At 32.7% G+C, this 25135-nt stretch carries 20 protein-coding genes; 2 read left to right on the top strand and 18 right to left on the bottom strand.

The genetic code is table 11. The annotated features are described in order from the left end of the window. Positions 1-86: 86 nt before the first annotated feature. Both L3049_RS04270 and L3049_RS04275 read left to right on the top strand, forming a co-directional pair. Positions 87-1487 (top strand): capsule assembly Wzi family protein, encoded by a 1401-nt coding sequence (locus L3049_RS04270; RefSeq protein ID WP_275108554.1) that lies wholly within the window; start codon positions 87-89, stop codon positions 1485-1487. 544 nt (positions 1488-2031) lie between these two features. Beyond that, positions 2032-2169, top strand: a complete 138-nt coding sequence (locus L3049_RS04275; RefSeq protein WP_275108555.1) for a hypothetical protein — start codon at positions 2032-2034, stop codon at positions 2167-2169. Positions 2170-2315: 146 nt separating this feature from the next. Here L3049_RS04275 and L3049_RS04280 read toward each other — a convergent pair whose 3' ends face one another. From L3049_RS04280 to L3049_RS04365, 18 genes are all read right to left on the bottom strand, one after another. Next, complete coding sequence (locus L3049_RS04280) at positions 2316-3452, bottom strand: DegT/DnrJ/EryC1/StrS family aminotransferase (protein ID WP_275108556.1); 1137 nt, start codon at positions 3450-3452, stop codon at positions 2316-2318. Next, positions 3452-4132: a PIG-L deacetylase family protein gene (locus tag L3049_RS04285; protein WP_275108557.1), complete on the bottom strand. Its 681-nt coding sequence runs from the start codon at positions 4130-4132 to the stop codon at positions 3452-3454. The genes L3049_RS04280 and L3049_RS04285 overlap by 1 nt, the downstream gene beginning before the upstream one ends. Further along, on the bottom strand, positions 4129-5100 hold the full coding sequence (locus L3049_RS04290; RefSeq protein ID WP_275108558.1) for a formyltransferase family protein: 972 nt from the start codon (positions 5098-5100) through the stop codon (positions 4129-4131). The genes L3049_RS04285 and L3049_RS04290 overlap by 4 nt, the downstream gene beginning before the upstream one ends. A 61-nt stretch (positions 5101-5161) precedes the next feature. Next, on the bottom strand, positions 5162-7102 hold the full coding sequence (locus tag L3049_RS04295; RefSeq protein WP_275108559.1) for an NAD-dependent epimerase/dehydratase family protein: 1941 nt from the start codon (positions 7100-7102) through the stop codon (positions 5162-5164). Between the two features lie 9 nt (positions 7103-7111). Further along, positions 7112-7711, bottom strand: coding sequence for a sugar transferase (locus tag L3049_RS04300; protein ID WP_275108560.1), 600 nt, complete (start codon positions 7709-7711; stop codon positions 7112-7114). A gap of 52 nt (positions 7712-7763) precedes the next feature. Next, complete coding sequence (locus tag L3049_RS04305; protein ID WP_275108561.1) at positions 7764-9143, bottom strand: hypothetical protein; 1380 nt, start codon at positions 9141-9143, stop codon at positions 7764-7766. 10 nt (positions 9144-9153) lie between these two features. Continuing rightward, positions 9154-10605 carry a lipopolysaccharide biosynthesis protein gene (locus L3049_RS04310; protein ID WP_275108562.1) on the bottom strand — a complete coding sequence of 484 codons (1452 nt, stop codon included), beginning with the start codon at positions 10603-10605 and terminating at the stop codon, positions 9154-9156. Between the two features lie 8 nt (positions 10606-10613). After that, on the bottom strand, positions 10614-11564 hold the full coding sequence (locus L3049_RS04315; RefSeq protein ID WP_275108563.1) for a hypothetical protein: 951 nt from the start codon (positions 11562-11564) through the stop codon (positions 10614-10616). 789 nt (positions 11565-12353) lie between these two features. Further along, complete coding sequence (locus L3049_RS04320; RefSeq protein ID WP_275108564.1) at positions 12354-12890, bottom strand: GNAT family N-acetyltransferase; 537 nt, start codon at positions 12888-12890, stop codon at positions 12354-12356. After that, on the bottom strand, positions 12887-13951 hold the full coding sequence (locus L3049_RS04325; RefSeq protein ID WP_275108565.1) for an N-acetylneuraminate synthase family protein: 1065 nt from the start codon (positions 13949-13951) through the stop codon (positions 12887-12889). The genes L3049_RS04320 and L3049_RS04325 overlap by 4 nt, the downstream gene beginning before the upstream one ends. Continuing rightward, positions 13926-14831, bottom strand: coding sequence for an SDR family oxidoreductase (locus L3049_RS04330; RefSeq protein WP_275108566.1), 906 nt, complete (start codon positions 14829-14831; stop codon positions 13926-13928). Before L3049_RS04330 ends, L3049_RS04325 begins: the two co-directional genes overlap by 26 nt. Then, the gene (locus tag L3049_RS04335) at positions 14832-16139 is read right to left on the bottom strand and encodes an aminotransferase class III-fold pyridoxal phosphate-dependent enzyme (protein WP_275108567.1); all 1308 of its coding nucleotides are present in this window, start codon (positions 16137-16139) and stop codon (positions 14832-14834) included. It abuts the gene before it with no gap. A gap of 5 nt (positions 16140-16144) precedes the next feature. Further along, the gene (locus L3049_RS04340) at positions 16145-16912 is read right to left on the bottom strand and encodes a glycosyltransferase family protein (RefSeq protein ID WP_275108568.1); all 768 of its coding nucleotides are present in this window, start codon (positions 16910-16912) and stop codon (positions 16145-16147) included. Position 16913: 1 nt separating this feature from the next. After that, the gene (locus L3049_RS04345) at positions 16914-17777 is read right to left on the bottom strand and encodes an aldo/keto reductase (protein WP_275108569.1); all 864 of its coding nucleotides are present in this window, start codon (positions 17775-17777) and stop codon (positions 16914-16916) included. Beyond that, entirely contained in the window at positions 17778-18788 is a 1011-nt protein-coding gene (pseB, locus tag L3049_RS04350) for a UDP-N-acetylglucosamine 4,6-dehydratase (inverting) (protein WP_275108570.1), read from the bottom strand. Positions 18789-18814: 26 nt separating this feature from the next. Then, entirely contained in the window at positions 18815-19942 is a 1128-nt protein-coding gene (locus L3049_RS04355) for a Wzz/FepE/Etk N-terminal domain-containing protein (protein ID WP_275108571.1), read from the bottom strand. A 216-nt stretch (positions 19943-20158) separates the two neighbouring features. Then, positions 20159-22567: an SLBB domain-containing protein gene (locus tag L3049_RS04360; RefSeq protein WP_275108572.1), complete on the bottom strand. Its 2409-nt coding sequence runs from the start codon at positions 22565-22567 to the stop codon at positions 20159-20161. 305 nt (positions 22568-22872) lie between these two features. Further along, a complete protein-coding gene (locus L3049_RS04365; protein ID WP_275108573.1) occupies positions 22873-24825 on the bottom strand; it encodes a polysaccharide biosynthesis protein in 1953 nt (650 codons plus the stop codon). Positions 24826-25135 lie beyond the last annotated feature (310 nt).

Consider the following 25135-nt stretch of genomic DNA (forward strand, 5'->3'; position numbering starts at 1 on the left):
TACAATTTCTATCGTTTCATCTAAATAAAAGCATTGCGTTTTGAAAGAGAACATTTTCAGAACATAAAAATTCAAATTACTAAGAAATGAAGTTTAAAAGTTTATTGCTGATCCTATTGTTTGCATTTACTGGCCTGCTTAATGCCCAGAAAAAAGTAAAATACGAAGTTGGTCTTTCTTCTACTATTGCTGCAAAAGGCGAAGTGCCATTTTGGTTGCATTCCAACAAACGAGGTTTAGTACCCAATAAAAGCTATGTTATGAGTGATTTCTCATTGGGCATGGATTTTAGTAAAAAACCCAAAACTGCAGTTGATTTTATGTGGCAAGCGAGTGCTGTTGCCTATACCGGTAATGAGTCAAAATTAATTTTGGACAATTTGTACCTAAGTGCAAAATGGAAGATCTTCCAATTCTCTTTGGGACAAAAAGCAGATGCAATTGCTTTTGATGGCTTATCCTCCAGCAATGGAAACATGCTTTATTCAAACAATGCCAGATCCTACCCAAAATATGAAATCTCTGTTCCTGAGTGGACAGCAATTCCCTTCACAAAAGGAATCATTTCCTTTAAAGGATTGCTATCCGATGGAATAACTACTGATAATCGTTATATAGACAATGCCCTGGTGCACCACAAAAATTTATTTGTTCGCTTGTTTAAGGACAACAAATTCAGCATTAGTGGAGGAATTGAGCAATACGCTATGTGGGCTGGAACACATCCAATTTCCGGAAAAATATCACATTCTCTTGACAAGTATTTTAATGTATTCACCGGTTCTGGTGACGATGATGCCACGTTCACTAATGACACCTACCGCTTAGGAAATCATATTGGATCTTATCATTTGAATGCCTATTACAACACCAAACAATTCAATTTACAGGCATACTACCGTTCTATTTTTGAAGATGGCTCGGGAAGAAAATCAGAAAATGCCCCTGATGGTTTGTATGGCTTGTATTATCAAAATAAAAAAGGAGAAAATCCCTTTATTCAATCAGCCTTGGTCGAGTTCTATCATACCACTGATCAATCTGGCAGATTTAGAGGTGAATTTGAAGGTAAGCATTATCGAGGGAACGACAATTATTTTAATCATAAAGAATACGAGTCCGGATGGACTCATTATGGAAAAACGATAGGCTCTCCGCTGTTTACCAATAGAGAGGAATACGGACACGCTGTAGTTATTAATAACCGATTTAAAGCAATTCATCTAGGAGTAGGTGGATTTATAGCATCTGTGATTCCTTACAAAAGCTATTTTACTTTTTCTAAAAATTATGGCACAAATGCGAATCCTCTTACTTCCGATGATTCGGGATTGAATCAATTTTCAGGATTAGTAGAGCTAAGAATTCCTTCTAAAAAGATTCCTTTCCATATTGATTTGGCTTGTGCCGTAGATCAAGGAGATTTGCTGAAAGATAATATCGGCTTTTATATTAGATTGTCTAAAGCTGGATTGTTGAATAAGTAAAAAGGATAAAGTACAAACAAGGTTAAAGAAGAAAGGAAAGAAAGGAGAAAGGAAGGAAAACAAATACCAAAAAAGGGGAAAAAGCTCCAGGCTAAAACAAGATCCAAATTCCAAGAAAAAGGAAAAAAGGCTAAAGTAAAGGAAGGAAAAAGTGAAAAGGAAAAACAAGTTCCAAATTCCAAGGAAGGAAAACATATACCAAAATCAAAGAAGGGAAGAAAGTAGAAAGAAGAGGAAAGAAACTTGACAAGTCTTCCCTCTAAAGGTGAACTTTTTTGGCCACGAGATAGATGATTTTTAAATTAAATTGGTATTAACTACGACCACTTTAGTGTTTTGTAAGTGAAGAATGCAAGCGATGCTCTTGCAAAGGATTGCGAGATAAATACAAAACAACTTTTCCACGAAACAATGAATATTAACATTAAAACAATAAATTCCGTATATTAAAATAAAAAGTTGGCAGCTTTGACAGCTCTCCATGTGTATTTTTTTGTTTACTTTTGCACAGAAGAAATACACTACTACTATAATATTATTACCAATGGAAAATTTACCAAGAGAAATAGCGGAAGCTATTAAAAGCGGAATGGAAGATTCGCAATTAATTCAAATGGCAAACAGCCTACTTGAAAAAGGCGATCAAGAAAATGCCGCAAGAGTATTGGAATTCTGTTTCTAAGAAATCTAATAAACAGAAATCCCCAAAAGAATTATTTCTTTTGGGGATTTTTTTATACGTTCTAATAGAATGCTATAACTATCTTACATTTCTCCGGCCTCTTAAGAACAAAAGGCTTTTACGAAGTAGTACGCTGAAGGATATCCTTATTTCCTGAATAATTTTATAATTGCCGCCTTTATTCTATCTCGTTCTTCATCTATCATATTAGAACCTGAAGGTAAACACAAACCATCCTCGAAAAGCCTTTCCGATGTTCCGTTACCATAGTAAGGACAATCTGCAAAAATAGGTTGCATGTGCATTGGTTTCCAAAGTGGACGACACTCAATATTTTCTTTTTCCAACTCCAAACGAATATCTTCTCTACTTATACCTCCCGTTTTTGAAGAATCAACCAAAATAGATGTCAACCAATAGTTAGAAAAGTAATCCTCATTTGGCTCTTCTAAAAGACTTACTCCATCAATATTAGCAAATAGTTCTTTATAGAATTTAAAATTTGCACGACGTTGAGCTACTCTTTCATCCAAAACTTCCATTTGTCCACGGCCAATACCTGCCACAATATTACTCATACGGTAATTGTAACCGATTTGGGAATGCTGATAGTGTGGAGCATTATCCCGTGCCTGAGTAGCCAAGAATCTTGATTTCTCAATTAATTCCTTATCATCTGATATTAAAGCTCCACCAGCTGATGTCGTAATAATTTTATTTCCATTGAAAGAAAGAATACCAAACTTACCAAAGGTTCCCATAGACTTACCTTTGTACTTACTACCCAAAGCTTCGGCTGCATCTTCAATTAAAGGAATATCATACTTGTTTGCTACGACTAGCAATTCTTCAACTTTTGCAGGCATGCCATAAAGGTAAACCACAATAATCGCCTTAGGCTTATTTCCCTTTGCAATTCGATCCGTTATTGCTTTCTCCAATTGATTTGGACACATATTCCAGGTATCTTTTTCGGAATCAATCAAAATGGGAATTGCTCCCAAATAGCTAATAGGATTCACTGTAGCTGAAAAAGTAAAAGAGGAAGCAATCACTTCATCTCCTGCTTTTACACCCAACAGAATTAGAGATAGATGAATGGCCGCAGTACCCGCACTCAATGCCGAAGCATGTTTCGCTCCAGTGTAGTTCTGCAGATCTTCCTCAAAACCATTTACATTAGGTCCTAATGGTGCCACCCAGTTGGTATCGTACGCTTCTTGTACGTACTTCATTTCGTTTCCTCCCATGTGTGGAGAGGAGAGCCATATTTTTGAATTCATTATCTTGCTAAAATTAAATTAAAAGCTTCTGAATACTTCATTCCAACACTGTTTCCAAAATACATTGCTGTATTTCTAATAGAATCTATACTTCTAGGATGAGGATATTCCCGTAATTCTGTTTTATACTCTTTCATTGAAGTAAGCTTATTTTCAATTTCGCCAGATATATCAACAAATACGTTAGGTCTGAAAAATTCTTTTCTTAAGATATTCCCCCACTCCGTAGATGAGTTTACGTAATATGACAACAAATATTTCACACACTGCCCTGGTACCGGTCTACAAGCAACTATAGTACTTTCAAATAATTCCTGATGATCTTTATTGATGTCACTATAATCTTGTACAAACACTGTATCATAGTTTCCTTCACTTATATATTTGCTTAATGCTATATTTTTATCAACATGAGCAATCATATCCAAACGCATATCAGGAAAATCAAACCTATCAATTTTGTTGGTACCTACAATTTTATTAGCTCGTTCCGCTTCAGAAAATTTATTTTCTGAAATTTCTTCATCATTAGCATATTGCGTACTACTTCCATCTGTGAATATTAGAATATCCACAATTGTTCCTTTCTTGGTTAATTTCGAAATTGTTCCACCAACACCCAAAATCTCATCATCCGGGTGAGCTGCCAATACTAAAACTTTTTTAAATAAGTCGATCATTTAAATATATCTTTCAAATTTTGTCTTAAATAGTAAATTTCATCCTGTATGTTATAACCTAATTTTTCTCCTACCCTAAATAACTTTATATCCACAGATTCATTGTTTTCAAAAGTAGGATTCTTAAGCCAAAGATTACCATCACAAAATTGTACAAGTAATCCGTTACTAGATTTTTTATGGATTTGACCTAATGTCCCAACATAATTTTCATTGGCACAGAATTCTACCTTCCAGAATATTATTTTTTTATCTTTATAATAACAATAAGCTCCTGGATATGGTTTTGAAACAGCTCGAACTAATTTCTCAACAAAGTAAATAGAATTACTGAATTCAATCAGTCCATCCGATTTTGACCTTTTAGATCTATGATTAAAATTACCATTTGATTGCTCAATCAATGGTAAGTCCACTTTTTGAATCAGCATTTGATAAATCTCATAAAATCCTTTACTTAATTCTTGAGCAACTATATTATATAATTCTTCTGCATAAATTCCTGGTGAAATATCGAAAGTCTTCTGAAGAATCAATTTTCCCGTATCTATACCTAGATCAATTTTAAAAAAACTCACAGCAGAACTCTTCGTATCTTCTAAAATCGTCCATGGTATAGGTGCACGACCTCTTCCATAAGGCAATTTTGTTGGATGAGAGCCTACAATAAAATAGCTAAAACATGACAAAAAATCCTCTTTGAAAATCTGGCTCCAACCCAGGGTAAACAAATAGTCTGGCTTCTCATTTTTCAAAATATTAATAATTTCTAAACTATTTACATTTACAGTATCAATTGTCTTAATTTTGTTTTCTACACAAAAATCATGAAGATCATAATAGTCAGATACATTTTCATTTTCACACTTAGGTAGTGTAATTAAGGTATCTATTTGACAATTCTGATCTACTAAATACTTAAGTGATCTAAATGATTCCAGATTCGCTCCAATGCAAAATAGTTTCATGATTTTATTATTAATAATATTAAATCAGATTCGTTTATCTAAGAATTTATAGTTTTTTTTACTATTTTAAAATAGTATCAATTGTATCTTCTAACTTATATTTGGGCTTCCATCCATAATAATGAATCAAACTACTATCAATTGTGGAGTCAATATTACAATCTTTACTGTCTGCATATGAAACAAGGCTATCATCTCCTCGTCCATTTAATCTTTTAATTGTCTTTTCACAAAATTCTTTCAATGAAACATTTTCACCTCCAACGTTTAATATTGATGATATTTCATCCTCTCCCGCATAATTAATCACAAAGAGAATAGCATCGACAACATCACGAATATCAATCAAATTAGTTTTATTAAAAGGATTAGGTATATCGATAGATTTACCTTCATTTAATTTTTCGATAATATTTACAAAGAAACCTCCAGCTTTTGTATTCAAAATATTATTTATTCCAACCACCCTAGACACTCTCATTGAAACTATTTTAGTTGATGGGGAAAAGTCTCGAATAGAAGAAAAAAAGTTCTCTACAATATGTTTTTGAAAAGCATACAAGCTATCTAGATCTGGGATTGATTTTTCATCTTTATTACAGTTTTCAAATTGATTATAAACAGATTGTGATGATATATTAATAACCAATGGAATATTGGCCTTCATCATCTTTTGAACAAGATTATATTGAAACAAAATTGAGTCATACTGATCCTTTTCCGGCCTGTGTGCTAATGCGCTAGCTAGATTTACTAATACATCCGACTGACAAAGAATTGTCTGAACAAAATCTTCAGTATCACAAATGACATTGACACACTTCTTCTTAAAAAGTAATAAATATTTTTGATAGGATTCTTTTCTACAAATTAGATTTATTACAAACTTACTATCGTGTTCTATTAATTTATCAACAAAGGCACTTCCAATAAATCCTCCAGCTCCAATTATAGTAAATGTTCTTTTTGCATTCTCACTATTCTTAATTCTCGGAATAGTAGTGCATGCCACCTGCCTAGCACCAAGTTTATTTTTTGAATAACCTTTTAATTTTGTGTCTATATTTAAAAAATTATCAACAAGAAACTCAACTTCATTAAAACCTAACTGAGCTCTATTACCGGTAATTCCAGTAAACCTCATATTCATCTCAAAACAAGTTAGTCCTGTTTCATTTATCCTACCTTGAATATTCACAGGTCCCTTAACACCTTTTACCTTGCAAACCTCTGCAAATTTTAAGATATCTTCCAAATACTCAAATTCATCAGGATCTATTGGATCCACAAAAATAGGAATCCCATTTCTAAGAATGTTATTAGAAATAAATATTCCTTTAAGTTCAGAATCTTTGGTAAAAACCAACTGAATGGAAATTTCCGACATTTGAACGAATTTTCTATTTTGAACTGATCTTAAAATGGTTTCATAGTTAGCATCATCCTTTCTTGGAAATAAATAAGGTTGTATTATATCTTCATCCTTCGTGTCAATTAGTTCATTAGTATTTTGAATAATTGATATTCCTTGAGACGAAGATCCCCCTGACGGTTTTACTATAGCAGGAAATATACTTGTATCAGGATTTTGTTTGAAATCAGAAACTGTGAAAGTTGGAACAACAGGACAATCAAATTTTATAAAATAGTTATACCATTCATACTTATCCCTACTTATATCAATTAAATCTGGACGAGATACAAGAACTTCAATTCCATTCTCATTAAACTTTTTAATATTTTTTGCAAATAGCAACAATTCCTGATCATGACCTGGAACAATCAAATCAATCTTTTTCTTTAAACAATTATTTAGAATTATATCTAAATAATCACTTGTATAGAAACTCGGAACGATAAAAAAATCGGAACAAAATTTCGTTACATAAACATTTCTATCTGTTCCACATCCTATAATTGTATATTTATTTGTCTGATTTAACGAATCAACAACCGATTGTCCTACACCTGAAGCTGCAGTAGTAACTAATATTCTACTCATAATCATTAATTATTTGTTTTGATATTCAACATCTTGATCCAACCTTACAATAGAAAGGTCTACACTACTTTCAACCCCCTCTTTACTAATTACTTTCCAAAATGTTAGAAACAATATTTTTAAATCAAGAAGGAAATTCCGTTTTTTTACATATTCAATATCAAAATCAAGCCTTTTTTCCCAAGTAGTTTGATTTCGTCCATTTATTTGAGCTAACCCTGTTAGACCTGGCTTAACATTATGCCTTATCTTATGTTTTTCCTTATAATAAGGTAGATATTCTATCAATAGAGGACGTGGACCAACAAAACTCATATCTCCTTTCAAAATATTCAATAAACTTGGTAATTCATCAAGACTTGCATTCCTAATAAATCGTCCTAAGTTTGTAACTCTATCAATATTGCTAACCAAACCTCTTTTTTCATCAATGTCCTTCATTGATTTTAATTTGTAAATAAAAAAGACTTTCTCGCCTTTTCCAATTCTTTTCTGTTTAAAAAATGGTCCTCCTGTATCCAGATAAACTAATACTAACAAAATTAAAAAAAAAGGACTTATGGCAATAAAACTAATTAGTGCTAAAATAAAATCAAAAATACTCTTCATTTCTCTAAATTATATTATTTGAATAAATATAAAATTTCCTGTGATATTTAAATTATTTCAAACCATCAATAATAGCCCTATCGAATTTTGAATAAACATTTTCATTTAAAATAGAAGAACTTTTAGAACAAAAAATTTCAAAATCTTTAACTTCCGAAATATAGAAAAATCCATCCTCTGTACTATTCTGGATATTATCAGAATTTAATCCACCAATATTCAATCTCCCAACTTTTTTCCCTAGGCTTAAAGCTTCATAAACTACTGAAGAATTTTCACCTAATATAAATTCATAATACGTAATTGACACTAATGATTCAATACTGTTATCCTGTATTTTAACATTCTTTGTTTGTGAGAATATTTTTTTATGGTAATCATTTAATTCTTCCTGAGGATGCAACCTTACATGAAATAAATAATCACTATACTCATTCGCCAACTGAACAGCAACCCTTAAAACCTTCTCTGTTATATGAGGTTCGGAAATTAGTAATACCGAAAATGATCCCAAGGGTTTAATTTCTTTATTCAACTTTTTTAGAAAGATTGAATAAGCCCAACCAATATTAAGAATTCGATCTAATGGCATTCCAAACTGTGGCCCTTTCCATACCTTCCCAAACACTAAAAAAAAATCAGGATCAATTATCGAGTTGTAAGGTCCAGAATAAAGAGGTGTTATTCCATGAGTGACACCATGTTGAAATTCATAAACACTTATACCATTTCTTTTCGAAGCTAAAATAACAGGAAAACATAATTCCCGATTAACAACAAAAATTCTTTTTATTTTCTTCTTTTTAAATAAATAATTATAAAAATAGAACTCAATTATGAAATTGGATAATTCAAAAGAGTATAAACATATATTTATAGCTCTCAATTCAAATATTTCCTGTGTTTTTTTAAATAAGTCAGTTAGTGTCCTAATGTAAAATAGTAGAACAAATGGGGATATTAATAAACCAATAAATTTAGATAAACATTCAATCGCATCGGTCATAATAAGACGTTCTGAATTATATCTAGGTAGTTTATGTTCTCCTGAAAAATGACGTTGAAATATCAAACAGTTATCCTTTAAATTTGAATATTCCAAAACTGGATCTGTCAGTTTATCAAAATAAAACTCATCTACCTTCTGTAATCGTGGAAAAGCAAAAATAATATTATCAATTGATTTTCTATCAAATAATAAATATTCTAAAAAACTCAGAAAAGATTTTAAACAATTATGCAATACAAAAAAAGGACTTATTTTATTCTTGGATGTTTTAAAATTAAACCCTGTTTTTGTGTTTAAATATTTCGAACGAGTTTTAAATCTAAAAATCCGCCATAATGAAAAACCAAAAAATTTAATATCATAAATACCACTTACCTCCTCCTTTTTTAATAAATCATTTAATAAATCATTATTTGTATCCATATCTAATAATTTAAATATTAATAACTTCTGGTTTATATATTACATTCTTTATTGTATTCAATATCTTTTTTATAACACTAACATTCAATATTATAAATAGAATTAATGGTACGAATACTGCTAACCTAATCTCCATGAGTGAAATCACAACAGCTACTAAATAAGGAATCAATAATTTAATTGGAAATGCCTCCTGAAATATTGATAAAAACGATATTTTTCGCCCTAAATTCTTCTTCCCAAAATAGACGAACAAAAGAATACAAAATAAATAAGCAAACATTGTTGCAATAATAACATGTGAATAAACTATCTGAAAGACGACAACTAATATCAGAGCTAGTAATACATTAATAAATAAGGCTACAAAAGATACTAAAGCAATTATTTTTTCTTTATTTCTTGCCATTAAATATGAATTGTATCCAAATGCATTTGTATACAAAACAATGGTCAATGCTATTAAATTGAGTGCAGGCAGTGTATCAACATACTTAGGTAATAATTGTACAAAAATTGGAAAAAATACAAGTGCTATATATATCAATCCATGCGATAAGTATACATAATTCGTTCTGATTTTTTCTATATTCTTTTCCACCACATCAGGATCATCCGAATTAAGCTTATCAATCAATTTTGGAAAAACTACAAACGTCATAGCCTCTAATAACAGTAATATTGAATTTGCCAAAGTATAAGAGAACGTGAAATAACCGAATTCCTTTACGGGATAATAAATACTAACAATTGTCCTTACCGAAATTATTAGAAGGTAAAAGCAAATATTATATACAAAAAGAAAAAATCCTTTATTGATTATAATTTTACTGTCTTTAAGGTTTACATTTCCCTTGACAGGCAAAACCTTTCTAAAAATAAACATTAAAAAAGAAAGTGTGTGTCCTAACAAATAAATACCTAATAAAATTACAATTAAATTTTTGTCGTCAACAGTAATAAGTGCAATCAATACAAGAAACGGAATTATAGATTGATAAAAGGCAATCTCAAATAATTTATTTCGAACACGATAAATGGTCATCAGTAACATGTTTACATAGACAAACATCGCTATTAAGCATATTGGATAAAATAAATTTCCAACTTCATACTTTTCAAAAAAATAAATTCCATAATAATAATAATATAATGCTAACAATAAAACGATAAAGCATAAACAGCTAATTAAGGCAAAAGCGTTAGAAATTAGATCTCTAATTTTAAATTCATCTTTTTTATGTTGAACAAGAAGAATATTAATCGCATTTGATATTCCAAAATTGGTAATTTGAAAATATGACAAAAGAAGTAATAAAAAACCCCATAAGCCAAAATAGTAAGGCCCTAGCTTTACTGCAATAAATATCGATATAACGAATTGGGCAAAATAAGTAAGATATCTGGTTGCTAGGTATACTACAACACTGTTGTTTTTTATTTTTTTTATTGAAAATTTCATTTTCTTAATCAAATTATAACTGATTTGGTCTTGACCTGATTTTTTCGAAAGTAAAAAATCCTTATTAAAAACATTACAAATAATAAATATGAAAGTGAATATGTTACCATGGTGACTTTCATTGAATGAAGTAAAAAATAAAGAACAAATAATCCAACGTAACGAGTTTCTATACTTTTTCTTAAATTCAAAACAATAATTCGATAAATAAATATCGACAAAAAGAATAAATTAATAAAGAAATTAATGAAACCTACATTCATAGAAGGATCAGGTTCATTCCAATAAGTTTTCAAATATTCCAAATTAAAAAAATTAGTACCAATTAGAGTCTTTGGCTCAAAAGCAAATAATATAGTATTTTGAGAATATGAAGCTGAACCTGAAGTTAATTTGTTTATAATAAAATCATATAACATAGGATCAATGAGTAAAAAACCTCCTATAAAAACCACAACTATCAAAAAAAGCAAAATAATATTTTTTCGATATTTAACTGAAAAATAAACCATTATGCAAAATAAAAAAGCGATAATATTTGTAGTAGAAGCCTCTAATATTATAACAACAACATATACAATGAATACCATCAACTTCAACAAAATTCCTTTCAAATATCTGTAGATAAGAAAAAAAGAGGGAATCACCAAGAAAGTAAATGAATGCGGTTCATGAAACAGTCCAGTGATAATACCATACTGTTGCAAATAGGGGATTCTTATTCCTGTAGTATCAAAAAGGATAGATATTCCCAAAGGGAAATAATATGTATCTCTTGGATCTCTGAGATTAGACCTAAAAAGATCCATTGAATTTCCAATATCGTTAACATGTGGTTGAAAGTTAAAATAACTAATCAAAATGAATAGTGAGAGCACACTTAGTATGCTTAATGTGCTTAACCAAACATAACCTCGAATAATTAACCAAAAACTTCTATCAAACGTATATTCTGCCATATAATTTTTAAATAAGTTATAAAGCAGAATATAAAAACTCATATTTGCAAATAAGAATGGAAACATGCCAATTCCGAATGTATTAGTAACTAATCCAAAAATATAATTTAGGACATTAATAACTATAAAACAGACAAATAGAGTATCTTTTATATTAAACACTCCCCTTCGTCCAAATCTATACATTATATATACTATATTTATCAATACAATTATTGATGTATTAACAGCTCTATAATATTGAAAAAATAGTAAGTAAGGAATGATTGAATAAGAATTCGAAATATTGAGAAATACAATAAATGAATCTATAAGTAATTTTATATTTGGTTTTCTAATTTTCCCTCTCACAGTAATACTAATATTGGTAATGATCTTGATTAAAAATCTTCTTTGAAGAGGTTGTAACATAAGTTTCATCCCCTTCAAAGTTTATAACAGATTCTCCCCATATTCTAAACCTAAATTTTTTCAAATAAAATAGTATATCGAATTAGTTAATAACCATTCTTTGAAGAATATTCAAAATATCATTTTAATTTGGATCTAAAACAACCATCGTTCAAAAGAAAACAAAAGCACTATAAATAGATAAGCCAAGCTCTTATTCTAGTAAAAAATAGGCAATCAATTATTTATAATTCTTAGAGCCCACAACTGTAAACCAAAGTTTCCATAGCAGGCAAAAATTTCTAATTGGGATACTCAGTTTTGTTTATACTTAAAAATATTATTTCTTGTATGGTACAGACATCTATTGGAACAAGTTATTATAGAAAATAACGAATATTACATTTTCACTTCCGATTTTAGCAGTGAAATAATTTTTGAATCCCAATACCTACCGTCTTCAAAACAATTCTGTCTTAGAACTCCATCCTCCTTGAAACCAAATAGATTTTCAAAGAAGTTTATCTTCTTGCAATCAAACTCATATAATTCCATCCAGATTTTATTTAGATTTAAATTATTGAATCCGTATTCTATTAGTAGTTTGGCAGCTTCTTTAGAGTATGCATCATCACTTACATACTTCTTGTCCGCTCCAATATAAAAAGAGAAATCCGCTGAACGTATTTGCCAGTTAATGTATAACAGTCCCACAGCACCTATAGCTTCATTAGTCTTTAAATCAACTACTGTAAACATATAGTTAATGTGTTTAGTTCTTTGAAGACTATCAAACCAGCATTCTTGATCTGACAACGATAACTCTCGAACTTCTCGAAAATTTCTTCTAAATTCTGGAATATTTCTCCAATCACGAAATAAAGGTAGATCTTCCTTCTCTACCGCCCTCAGTCCAATTATTTTACCTGAAATCATTTTATATTTGTTAAAGTAAAACTACATGCTTCCTCTATATCCAATATCAATTCTTTACCTATAAGGTCATCGATTTCATAAGGTTGAAAACTATCTGGTGCAATTGGGCGTAAAGGAAATATATCATCCTTAGTAATCCTATGTCCCTTTTTTAAGTTGTCTTTAGCACATAAACATCGTCTTTGCACGATATATGATTGGGCTTCATTTTCTTCTACTCTCTTTTCACCATCTCCTAATGCGGATAACAATTCATAAGAACGATCTACCATATCCTTCCAGGATTGAGGGTTCATTGCAAATGCATGATCAGGTCCCTCTTGATTATTGTCATCTGTAAAATGTTTTTCAATAATCCTTGCACCTAATGCAATACTTCCCAAAACAGTACTATGTCCTGGTGTATGATCAGATAATCCAAGTACAACATCTGGATACTTTTCAGCATAAGCTTTCAAAACATTCAAATTGCAATACTTAAAATTCTCTAAACTCCCAGTATAATTTGTATTGCACTGCATTAAAACAATGTCCTTAGTTTTTGATGTTGCCAGATTCATCATTCGTTCGACATCATCCCAGTCGCAGGCACCTGTCGCTAATAATGTTGGTTTTCCTTTATCAAGGACATATTCAATGATTTCAAGCCAAGCTGCATCTCCACTACCAATCTTATACAAATCAACAAATGGATCCACTAAATCAACAGACTCAAAATCGTAAGGACTTGTAAAGTAATCCAAGCCAACTTTATCACACTCTTCCTTCAGAATTTTGGTCCAATCTTTATTGATACTCGCATCTTCATAAATTTCAAAAACAGATTTTTTCCATTTTGATTGATGAGAAAGCTTTCCCTTCATTGTCTCAAACCCTTGCTTACTAACAATTTTATTTGCTGAGAAATTTTGAAATTTAGCAGCATCTGCACCAGATTCCTTAGCCAAATGAATTAAAGCCTTCGCTTTTTCTAATGACCCATTATGATTTGCTCCAATGTCTGCAATAAAATACAATGAGTTGTCATCTATTAGTCTATTTCCTAATTTGATACTTTTCATTTTCTTGAATTTTTGAAACTAAGGTTTGAATTGTCTTTTCATTATTGGGTAAAACTCTTTTACTATGCTCTTGATACAAGTTCACACTTAACGTTTGATCCGTACTACGCTTAGCTCTATCATCAAATCTAAGAATCGAATCTTTTGCAATATTCTCCATAGGAATTCCCAATGCATCTAATAAGCTTTTTCCAAATTCATACTTAGATAAGATTTCAGACCCTGTTATATGATAAATTTTTGAAGGCAGGGAATTAGTTGCTAAAAACATTAATTCTTCAGCCAAATTCCAAATAGTTATAGGAGTAAATAAAACATCATCAAATAGACCAACCTCCTCTTTTTGTATTGCAGACTGTAATATCCATTCTACAAAACCAATCTTAGCTGAATCTTTATTCAAACCGACGATAGTAGTGCGTACTATGGTATAATCTCTATCGGTATTTCTCAAAAAGAATTCACCGATTTCTTTTGATTTCCCATAAATACTCTCCGGTAAAATGCTATCTTCCTCAGTTGCCAAGTGGGTATCTGAAGGAAAAACAGCATCGGTAGATATATAAATTATTTTTACGGAGTTATCAGTTGCCTCAACTATTTTTTTTAAGGAAATACCGTTAATATCAAAAGCTTCTTTGGGATGCTCACTACAATAATTCCCATTGATAATAGCAGCACAATGTATAATGACTTCAGGATTAGACCAATTAATCAATTCTGAATAATCTTCACATGCTAAATTGTAAAATTTATAGTTAGGAATATCTACCTCTTTATCAGCGCCTGTAGCATACACGGTAAAACCACATCCGCTAAATATCTCAACCAAAGTAGAGCCTAACATACCTGACGCTCCCGTAATAAGAATTCTTTTCATTTAATTCAATCGTTTAAAACCACCATGACAAACAGGCCCTTCTAATAAATCATCAATATTTTTATTTTCCAACTCACATTGACTAACCACATGAAATAACTCTTCTAAGTTGGTCATGTAAGGATCTATAATACCTTTAGTATGTGCAGTTGATGGATACAATAATGTAGACGCTAGATACCCTCGTTTAAGCATTTCCTGAGTAATAAATGTTTTATACTTCAAAGTATTCTCAGACTCAAAACTAAATCCAGTTAAGGCAGGAATGCCAAATGTTTTTATATTTAGATTTTGATTTTGAGCAAGTTCACACCACTTTACTGTAACATATTTCCCCATTTCAGTAATATATTCCCATGGTTTATCCCTTTCCATTACTTCTAATGTTTTCAGAGCTGCTGCGGGACCGATTCTTTCAGTCCAAAAAGTAGAACTAATGAATGTATTCTGAGCCGCTTCCATAACGGCTCTTTTCCCTACTACAGCCGACAAAGCATAACCATTCGCGATGGTTTTCCCAAAAATTGTAATATCTGGTTCTACATTATATTTCTTAAACAGTGGACCATAAGTTTCTCTAAAACCAGAGGTACACTCATCAAAAATCAAAACAATATTATAATCATCAGCTAGTTTCCTTACTTTTTTTAGGAAATCATTTTTGGGCGGCTCATTCCTTTGAACCTCCATCTTGATCACTCCAATATCATGATTCTTTACAAGATTCTCTAATTCTTCGTAATCATTATATAAAAACGGCAATGTGCTCCCCTTGAGGTTTTGGGGTACGCCACATGGATTCAGGCCAGGAAGCAAATGTTGAGCCAATCCTTCGTCATTGCCTAAATTAGCAGACAAATACCAATCGTGCCAACCATGATAACCACAAATTGCAACTTTATCTTTACCTGAGGCAGCTCTCGCAATTCTAACAGCAATAGCATTAGCTTCTCCTCCACTTCGTGCAAATCTAACCATATCAGCCCAAGGGTTCATATCAATCAGCTTTTCAGCCAAATAAACTTCTTCAGGACAATTCAAGGTTGACATGTTTCCATTCTTTACAACCTCAGAAACAGCTGCATCTACCTCTTGGTGCCCATACCCCATTATATTAGTACCTATTCCCATAATAGATACGTCGATATACTTATTATTATCTAAATCCCAAACTTCACAGCCTTTTGATTTGGAATAATAAGCTGGCCAATTTTCTGGCAAGAACATTTCCGGTCTTTTAGATAGAAGCATTGTCCCTCCTGGAATTACCTTCTTTGCTCTTTCATATAATTTTTGTCCTGTTCTCATCGCATCTATTTTTGTAGGTCTTCTTTAATGGATTTAATGTATCCTTCATTTCTTACGATACAACTATTCAAACTTCCCACACTTTCATTCTCCACATAGTATTTCGCATACACATTCCAACTCTCTTCTTTACCAAATTCCTCAATCATCTTGGAAATAACAACAAAGTCTTCCGGCTCATCAACCGTCATTCTAACATCTTTATACTCGGCAAATTCCGAATAGAAGTTCGTTGCTTTAAAGAGCTCCTCCTTATGAAAAGTTGAATTGTTCTTTATAAAAGGAGTTACATGTTCTCGTTCCGATATCAGTTTTGCATTCAGCCATGCCTTTTCTAAAGCCTCAAAAGTAAAAACCTCAATATCTTGTCCATCAGGAAAGGTTTCGTCTAATGTATTGGAGCAGTAATCCACATTCTCAATTAATGCTAACTCCACAACTTCATCTATCAAATGGCCATCTAATAGAGGGCAATCAGAAGTCAATCGAACAACATAATCAGGTTTACTTAATTTAACAGCCTGATAAAAACGATCCAATACATCATCCTCTGAACCTCTAAAACAAGCGACCCCTAAACGCTGAGCTTCCTTCTCTATCACTTCGTCTTCAACTTTTACAGTTGTCGCAATAATAATATCAGTGATTTTTTTAGATATTTTAATTCTGTTAATTTGAATCTCTAATAAAGATTCTTCACCAATAGTCTTCAAGACTTTATTCGGCAATCTAGAAGAACCTGTTCTTGCTTGGGTAATTGCTACTATCTTCATTTCACCAATTTGAAGGGTTTAACATACTTTTATCTTTAACATTAATCAAATCAATTGATTTTTGAATTTCAACAGGTACATCTTTTTGCAAACTTATAAAGTTACTATTCAATTGTTCTATATTGTCAACCCCAATTAAAACATTATCAATATTTGCCTGCTTACACACATAATTTAAAGCTAAATCACTTATCCCAAAATCACTTGAAGCCATATCTCGTAATTGCTTTAGATATAAAGTAAAGTAACTTAATTTATCTTCTAACAATTCCTTAAAAAATAATCCTTGCAAAAAAACTGAACGAGTATGAATTTCTACGCCACGATTCTTCGCTTTTTGCAAAACTTCTCCTCTCTGATAATTATTATCTAAAAGATTAAAGGGAAGTTGAATTAAATCAATTTCTTCGCACTTGATAACCTGTTCAAGTTCATCATTAGTATATAGAGAAACACCTATTTTCTTTATTATTCCTAATTCTCTTAATTCGATTAAATCTTCTGAAAATATTTTATAATACTTTCTATAATCGGCAAAAGAATGAAACATGTAAGCGTATAATGTATCAACACCTAGGGTTTCTAAATTTAAATTTATCCTTTCAACTATTCCTTCAGGTAAGTCCGTTCTATTTGGGCTATATTTAGTAATAATATTAAAAATTTGATTTGATATTTTATGATAACTACCAATAACATCTTGTGAATTACCATAAGCTTCTGCGGTATCCAGAACTTTCACACCATTGTCAAATGCAAAATCTAAAATTTGACAAACTTTACCAAAGCTAGGTTTTCCAACATCATTGTTTATTCCATAATCTAAACCAAACTGAACGGTTCCTAGAATAAGTTTACTTTTCATTTATACTTCAAAATTTGGATCTACATACTTTTTTACTAAATCTCTTAGACTATCAATAGTCTCCCATTGAGTATTATCGCCAGAATTATAACTAAATCCTTCTTCTACTTTTATCGCCTTGTGCTCGTTTATAAAATCCTCCACTGAAAAATTTGGACTTTGAGGTAGAATAGCATAATATTTACCTAAATCGTAAGTGTTCATTGAATCAGAAATTGTTATCATTTCTTCATGCAATTTTTCACCAGGACGAATCCCAACCACCTCTTGTTTACATTCAGGTGCAATTGCTTTTGCAACATCCGTAATTTTATAAGATGGTATTTTAGGAACATAAATCTCTCCTCCCTTAGCATTATTAATTGCAAAGAAAACCATCTCACACCCGTCTTCAAGAGAAATTGTAAAACGAGTCATTTCTGCATGCGTAATTGGTAAAACTTTTTCTTTTCTTTTCTTCAAAAAGAATGGCATCACAGAACCATTCGATCCCATAACATTACCATATCTAACAACAGAAAACGTAATATCTCGACTACCCTTAATATTATTTGCAGCAATAAAGAGTTTATCAGAAGCTAATTTTGTTGCACCATATAAATTGATTGGAGCCGCAGCCTTGTCTGTAGATAATGCAACAACCTTCTTTACTCCACATTGCAATGCGGCATCAATTACGTTTTCAGCTCCTAATATATTTGTCTTAACACATTCCATAGGGTTGTATTCAGCTAAATGAACGTGTTTCATTGCTGCTGCATGAATTACCACATCAACACCTTCAAATGCTCTCAACAAACGGCCTTTATCTCTTACATCTCCAATAAAATATCTCATTTGGGGATATTTGTGTTCCGGAAATTCCTGAGCCATTTGAAAATGCTTTTGTTCGTCTCTCGAAAAAATCACTAAACGCTCCACATTAGGGTAACTCTTCAGAATCAATTTAGTAAACATTTTTCCAAAAGATCCTGTTCCCCCGGTAATTAAAACAGATTTATAATTTAACATATTTATTCTATTTGATTAGTTATTTTTTAATTGACAAATTCATTTTTTAAAGTTCCAATTAACTTTTTTGCAAAAACCGTTACAACACCTACAATTCCACCAAGAAAACAAAAAATAACTAATGTTAGTAGTTTACTTTGAGATGAGGGTTTTATAGGTATACTTGTTGGTTGTATAACAGTGAAAATTGGTGTATCTTCCTTTACTTGTATTTTCTGTGTTTCCAATTGCTTTGCCAGTTCTGAGTATACTCCATATACCAAGTTGTATTCAGCAGTCAAACGTTGTTGCTCCGCTTGAGCAATTGCCGTACTAACATTTTTATTTCTATCACGAAATTCCGCCAGTTTTTTCTGTATTTGGTGTACCTCTTTCTCTTTTTCAGTGTAACGTTCCTTCACAAAAGCCAATTGATCTTCTGCTTTTTGAATTTTAAAATTAGTAATCGACTTTTGAAGGAGTTCCTTAGCTTTTTCAACCAATTGGGCCGCAGGTATAGCTTCAGGCATACTGGCTGATAACGTAATATCTCCATCTTTATCATTCATGGAAAAAGTGAGTTGCTCCTCTAATCGTTCGATTAACTCCTTCTCTCTTTCACTAACTTCGATAATTTGATGATTTGAAATTAAACTAGTATTTTGTATTCTTTCACGCTTAATTGTTTTAAGAATCAAACGAGGCAATCCGATCGTATACTCCTTAATAACTCCAAATAATCCGGGACTATAGATATTCTCATAATAATATGAAAATGTCGTTTCTGTTACTTGACCATCGATAATCAGTTCCGTTTTCATCAACTCTTTTTGAAAAGGAATACTATTAATTATTTTTGGATACAAACTAGGGGCAATATTTGATCCTCCTCCTATCCCTCCCAAATCAATTCCTGCCATAGCTGCTAATCCTCCAAGATTACCGCCTAATTTTGCCCCTCCATCAGCAACTTGAGGCACCATAGTGGTTGAGGCAGTATATTCTTTCGCTGAGAAAATAGCAATAAATAAGCCCAGTACCATAAAAATCAAAGTTGTTTTGATTACCGTGCGACGGCCTTCCCATAGGGTTTTGGCGAGCTGAATTAGATCAATTTCGTCTTCGTGCGAAACGTTAGCAGGATCGCTTTTTATATTTGTATTATCTGGGTTCATATCTTCTTTTTCTTTTTTACTACTTATTATTGAGATCCCTCGACAAGCTCAGGATGACATTACACACTCGGGATGACTGCTAATTCTTTTGGTCATCCTGAACGAAGGTACGTAGTGAAGGAACTATTCATTTACGCCTCTTCTCTAATTAAATGAGATCCTTCTTTTTTTTGAGATCCCTTGTCGCTTAGCTTCCCTCGGGATGACTTTCTAACGCTATCTCGTTGCCACGGCAATTGCCGTAATTAAAGTAGCAAAAGTTGATGCGATGGCCAACCATTTGCTTGCTTGCGTAGCTTTGTCAACTTCTGGTTTTTCAGGTACAATAATTTCACAGCCTGGCTCTACTTTTGGGAAACGACGACCAAACAAACCACATTTCGTGGCCTCAGTTGTTCCATTGGCATAAAGCACATACACTTTTCCTTTTTTAGCACGTTGTGCAAAGCCTCCACTACCGTAGATGTAATCTTTCAATTTCTTTTTAGCTGTAAAAGTATGTGCAACTGGACTTAAAACAGAACCTGAAACCATCACTGTCTCTAACTTAGATGGAATTAGAATCTGATCTCCAGCTTTCACTTGTAAATCTTCTACTCCTCCGGGCCTTTTCATTACCTCTGCTAAATCAATCCCCACAATCTGATAGGACACCTTTTCAATATCCTCTCCTACCATGGTTGTATCTTGAGCAGCAATGGCCATTTTGGCTTGGTATTCTGCCTCACTTAATTCGATTCTACGACGTAAAGAAGCTCCTTTCACATAGGCTTCTGGGGTAATACCACCTGCTCTTTTAATTACATCCGATATTTTTTCATCCTTACGGGTTATTCCATAATCTCCTGAGTATTTCACTTCTCCTTGCACATTGGCTACACCTTGAGGACGGAAACCTGGCGCTCTACGTACGTATACTTTATCGAAAGGCTTTAAAACAAAAGCTTCATCCTCTGCACTCAATTTCAAATTTCGATCCAAAGAAAATTGAAAAGTATGCAATAAAGACTTTGTCAGTTTACTGGTCTCCTCATAATCCAAAACACGGCTCACCTCTAGGCCTGCCACTTCAGCTTCCTCTTTAAAACCTCCAGCTTGAAAAATCAAATCTCCAATGCGTAAGTTCTCTGCCCACGCGTAGGTTCCTGCAAATTGCACCTCACCAACAATTTCTACAGTACGTGCTTCACGCATATCAAATTTGGAAGAGATCTGAATACGGTCTTCTCTTTTCAGGTCAAAATCAACTATCCCATTGAGCACATCACGAAGCGAAAAAGAAATTACTTTTAAACTCATGTCAGCCAATTTTCTTGTGATTACCGCACGTTCCATAAAAGCTTCTTCTTTTAATCCTTCTGCTTTTTGAATTAATGCCGAAAGTTTCAAGCCCTCAACCAATTCGTAATTACCGGGACGATAAACTGCACCGCCAATGCTAACTCTATTTTCAAAACGTTCCGTTAACTTACCCGCTACCAAAGAATCTCCATTCATCAAGGGTACCTGATCGTAATGATCAGCAAGCACTCCCCTAAAACTTAAGGTACGTGTATTGTTACGATACAATTCTAAACGGTGCGTATAGGCCTTATCTGTAAAACCACCAGCAAAACGCAAGATATCAGCTACCGTTTCTTCTTTTTGGGCTTCGAACAAGCCAGTTCGCTTGAACTCTCCCGCTATTTTTACTCTTTTTGCATATGGACGAACTAAAATTACATCCTGATCTCTTAATTGGCTATTGTTTTGAATGGCACCATCAATTAAATAGGCATATACATCGATACTGTTCACCAATTTTCCGTCACGTAAAACATCAATTTTACGGAACGAACCATTTTCATTTGGTCCGCCAGCCAAGTACAATGCATTAAATGCAGATGCAGTAGCAGGCAGAGAATAGGTGCCAGGTAAGTTCACCTCTCCAATTACATTTACATTTATTCCTTTTAATAGACCCAGACTTATCTCCACAAAGGTATTTGGCGAATTACCACCCATTCCATTGTAAATAGAAGTTAATCTTGCTTTAATTTTTTCTTTTACTTCTTTAATCGGAAGACCATACACATAAATTGGTCCTAAATCAGGAATTACCACCGATCCACTTTTCTGAACCGTCTGCTGGTAGGTTTGCTGAGATGCTCCATAAACGGAGATATTCAGTTCGTCACCAACTCCCAATGAGTAAGATTCAGATACTGGCATATCCATAGCTGGTTCGAAACTTAAGTTTTCAGAATTAAAAAATTGAAAACCAAAAACCTTCAAATTCTTTTCTGTTGGTGCAAACGCCTTTTTTTCTGACCGTCCTTCCTCAGGTTCAATCACATCAACTTGTGCATTATCATTATCGCTGCTTGTACGTTTGCCATTCTTGTATTCTCTAATCTTCACGACTAATTTATCGATCTGAGCTTGCGAAGCTCCTCGTGCACGCGCTAAAGCCATGGCTTCCTCCATACTCGCGCCATTTTTTTCCATTTCTTTGACAATCTTCGCAATCTGAGCATCGCTAAGTGCATCAACATTTACACTCGCTGGATTGATATTTGCATTTTGAGCATGTGTATTCCCTAGAAATAATGCCAAGAATATAGCAAATAGAAATAATTTTCGCATCGACTGAATCATAATATATAAACAACTTTTATAGTGTGTACTTGTTCTTATATCCGTTTAGAGTTGACAAAACCCTATTATATTAGGATGAAAGTTAATTTTGCTGTGCAAAAATAAGGAACCATAATCCAATTCCCTAATTTCTGAACCTTTTACTTTCCTTTAAATAGCAACAATTTTAAGAAAAAGTATTTTTCGCACAATAGTAATACTTTTCCAGTCTTCATCAAACTGTCAAATGTGCCAAATAAGAAAAACCGCCTCAATATTATTGATACGGCTTTACTATATTCCTTTTCGGTTTATTATTTTAACATTTCTTTTATTTCAGACAAATCAATAGGGCCCACCTTCACACTCTCTCTGATAAACTTCTGATCCAGCTGTTCGTAAATGGAATTCATCGATTTAAACTCAGGCACAATCGCTTTCATATGAGCAACAATTTTAAAATTATCATTCTCCTCTAACAAATCATTAAAGTGCTTAATCAAAACTTCCACCTCTTCTCGCTCATATTCTCTAACTTTCGCAATCATAATACGAGGATGCTTTGTAGGAACCGTATTCTCTTTCACATTCAACAATTCCTCATACAATTTTTCACCAGGGCGTAAACCCGTAAACTGTACATTCACATCCACCCCTTCTTTCAATCCACTCAACTTTATCATCTTGTAGGCTAAATCAACAATCTTAACAGATCTTCCCATATCAAAAATGAAGATTTTTCCACCTTTCCCAATTGCACCTGCCTGCATCACTAACTGACAAGCTTCAGGAATGGTCATAAAATATCTTGTGATGTCTGGATGTGTAACCGTAACTGGTCCTCCCTTTTCGATCTGAGCTTTAAATCTTGGTATTACTGAACCATTTGAGCCCAACACATTCCCAAATCTCGTTGTAATAAAATGCGTTGCACCTCCTGGGAAATTCATACTTTGCGTACAAATCTCAGCGATACGCTTTGAGGCTCCCATTACATTTGTAGGATTTACCGCCTTATCGGTAGAAACCATTACAAATCTTTCAACTCCATATTCAAGAGATAAATCTGCAATATTCTTGGTTCCAAATACATTTGTTTTAATGGCTTCCGATGGATTATTCTCCATCATAGGAACATGTTTGTAGGCTGCAGCATGATAAACCAACTGTGGCTTAAACACCTCAAACATTTTTCGAGTTCTTTCTTTATCCCTAACATCACCAATCACAATTTCGAAATTATAGAAATTGAGCTCTTCCTTTAGGGATAATTCAATATCGTAAAGTGGTGATTCTGCTTGATCGAATAAAATAATATTTTTAGGGCGAAAACGAGCTACCTGACGAACCATTTCACTACCGATTGATCCTGCTGCTCCAGTAACCAGAACCGTTTTTCCACTTACTTGCTGATCGATCTCATCCCAATCCAATTTAATTGGCTCACGCTCTAACAAATCCTCAATTTTAATGGCACGGATTTGCTTTACACTCAACTCCCCATTCACCCAGCTTTCAAATTTAGGAACCTCCCAAACTTTCACATTCTTATTTAAACAAAGCTCAATAATAGACTGACGTTCATCGACACTTAAATCTTTCTTGGCAATAATTACCTTATCAATTTCGGTCCTTTCAAGCAATCTTTCTAGATCACGTGGGCTAAATATCTTAATGTTTTCTAATTTACTACCAACCTTTTTATCATTATGGTCTACAAAACCAACAATCGTACTGTTCACCTCATTACTACTATCCAAGGCATGCTTAGCCATAATACCAAACTCATCGCTACCATAAATTAAGATATTTTCTCGCACCTTAGAATGGGTCAAATAGCGATAATAAATCGCTTTGAAAATGACACGACTACTGGTCATTAAAAATACCATTGCGATATACTCAATGATCAATATAGAAAAAGGAATAAAAAAAGTTCCATTTTGAAAATAATAGCTTAACCCATTTGCCATCACTAGAACCATTGAACCTAGAGATACAACAACAAATATACGCTCTGCATCTTTCGCACTGGTATAACGAACAATACCTGCATATGTCCCACCAATAAAGAAACTAAGCGTCCTAATTAATAAAACAATAGGGATTACTAATTTTGCAGAGTTAAGGTTAATACTCTCAATATTAAAATTGAAACGCAACAGATAAGCTGCGGATATTGAAGTCAAAGCAATAAACAAATCAATAAGAAATACGATCCATCTAGGTGTGTTCCTATCAAAAATACGAATTTTAGTTAAATTCATAAACAATGTTTTAATTAAGTAGTGTGTATGCTAGTACGAGGACAAAAATACTCCCTTATTTTACTAAAAGCAACTGTCAAAGCTGCCAATTTATTCTTTTCATCATTTTTTTCAATCATTTCATACTGAAATTAGACTCTTTAATCTACAAGCCTAACAGCTATTAGATTACACAAAATGCAAAGGGTTGCGTTAAAAAAGACACAAAAACCTAACATATTAACTTAAAGCCCGTTAAATCACAGTGTTGATAATCTAATCACTTATTCATATTAACTACAACCGAATTAAAATGCACCTACCCTAAGTA

This window comes from Labilibaculum sp. DW002, assembly GCF_029029525.1.
Taxonomy (GTDB): Bacteria; Bacteroidota; Bacteroidia; order Bacteroidales; family Marinifilaceae; genus Paralabilibaculum; species Paralabilibaculum antarcticum.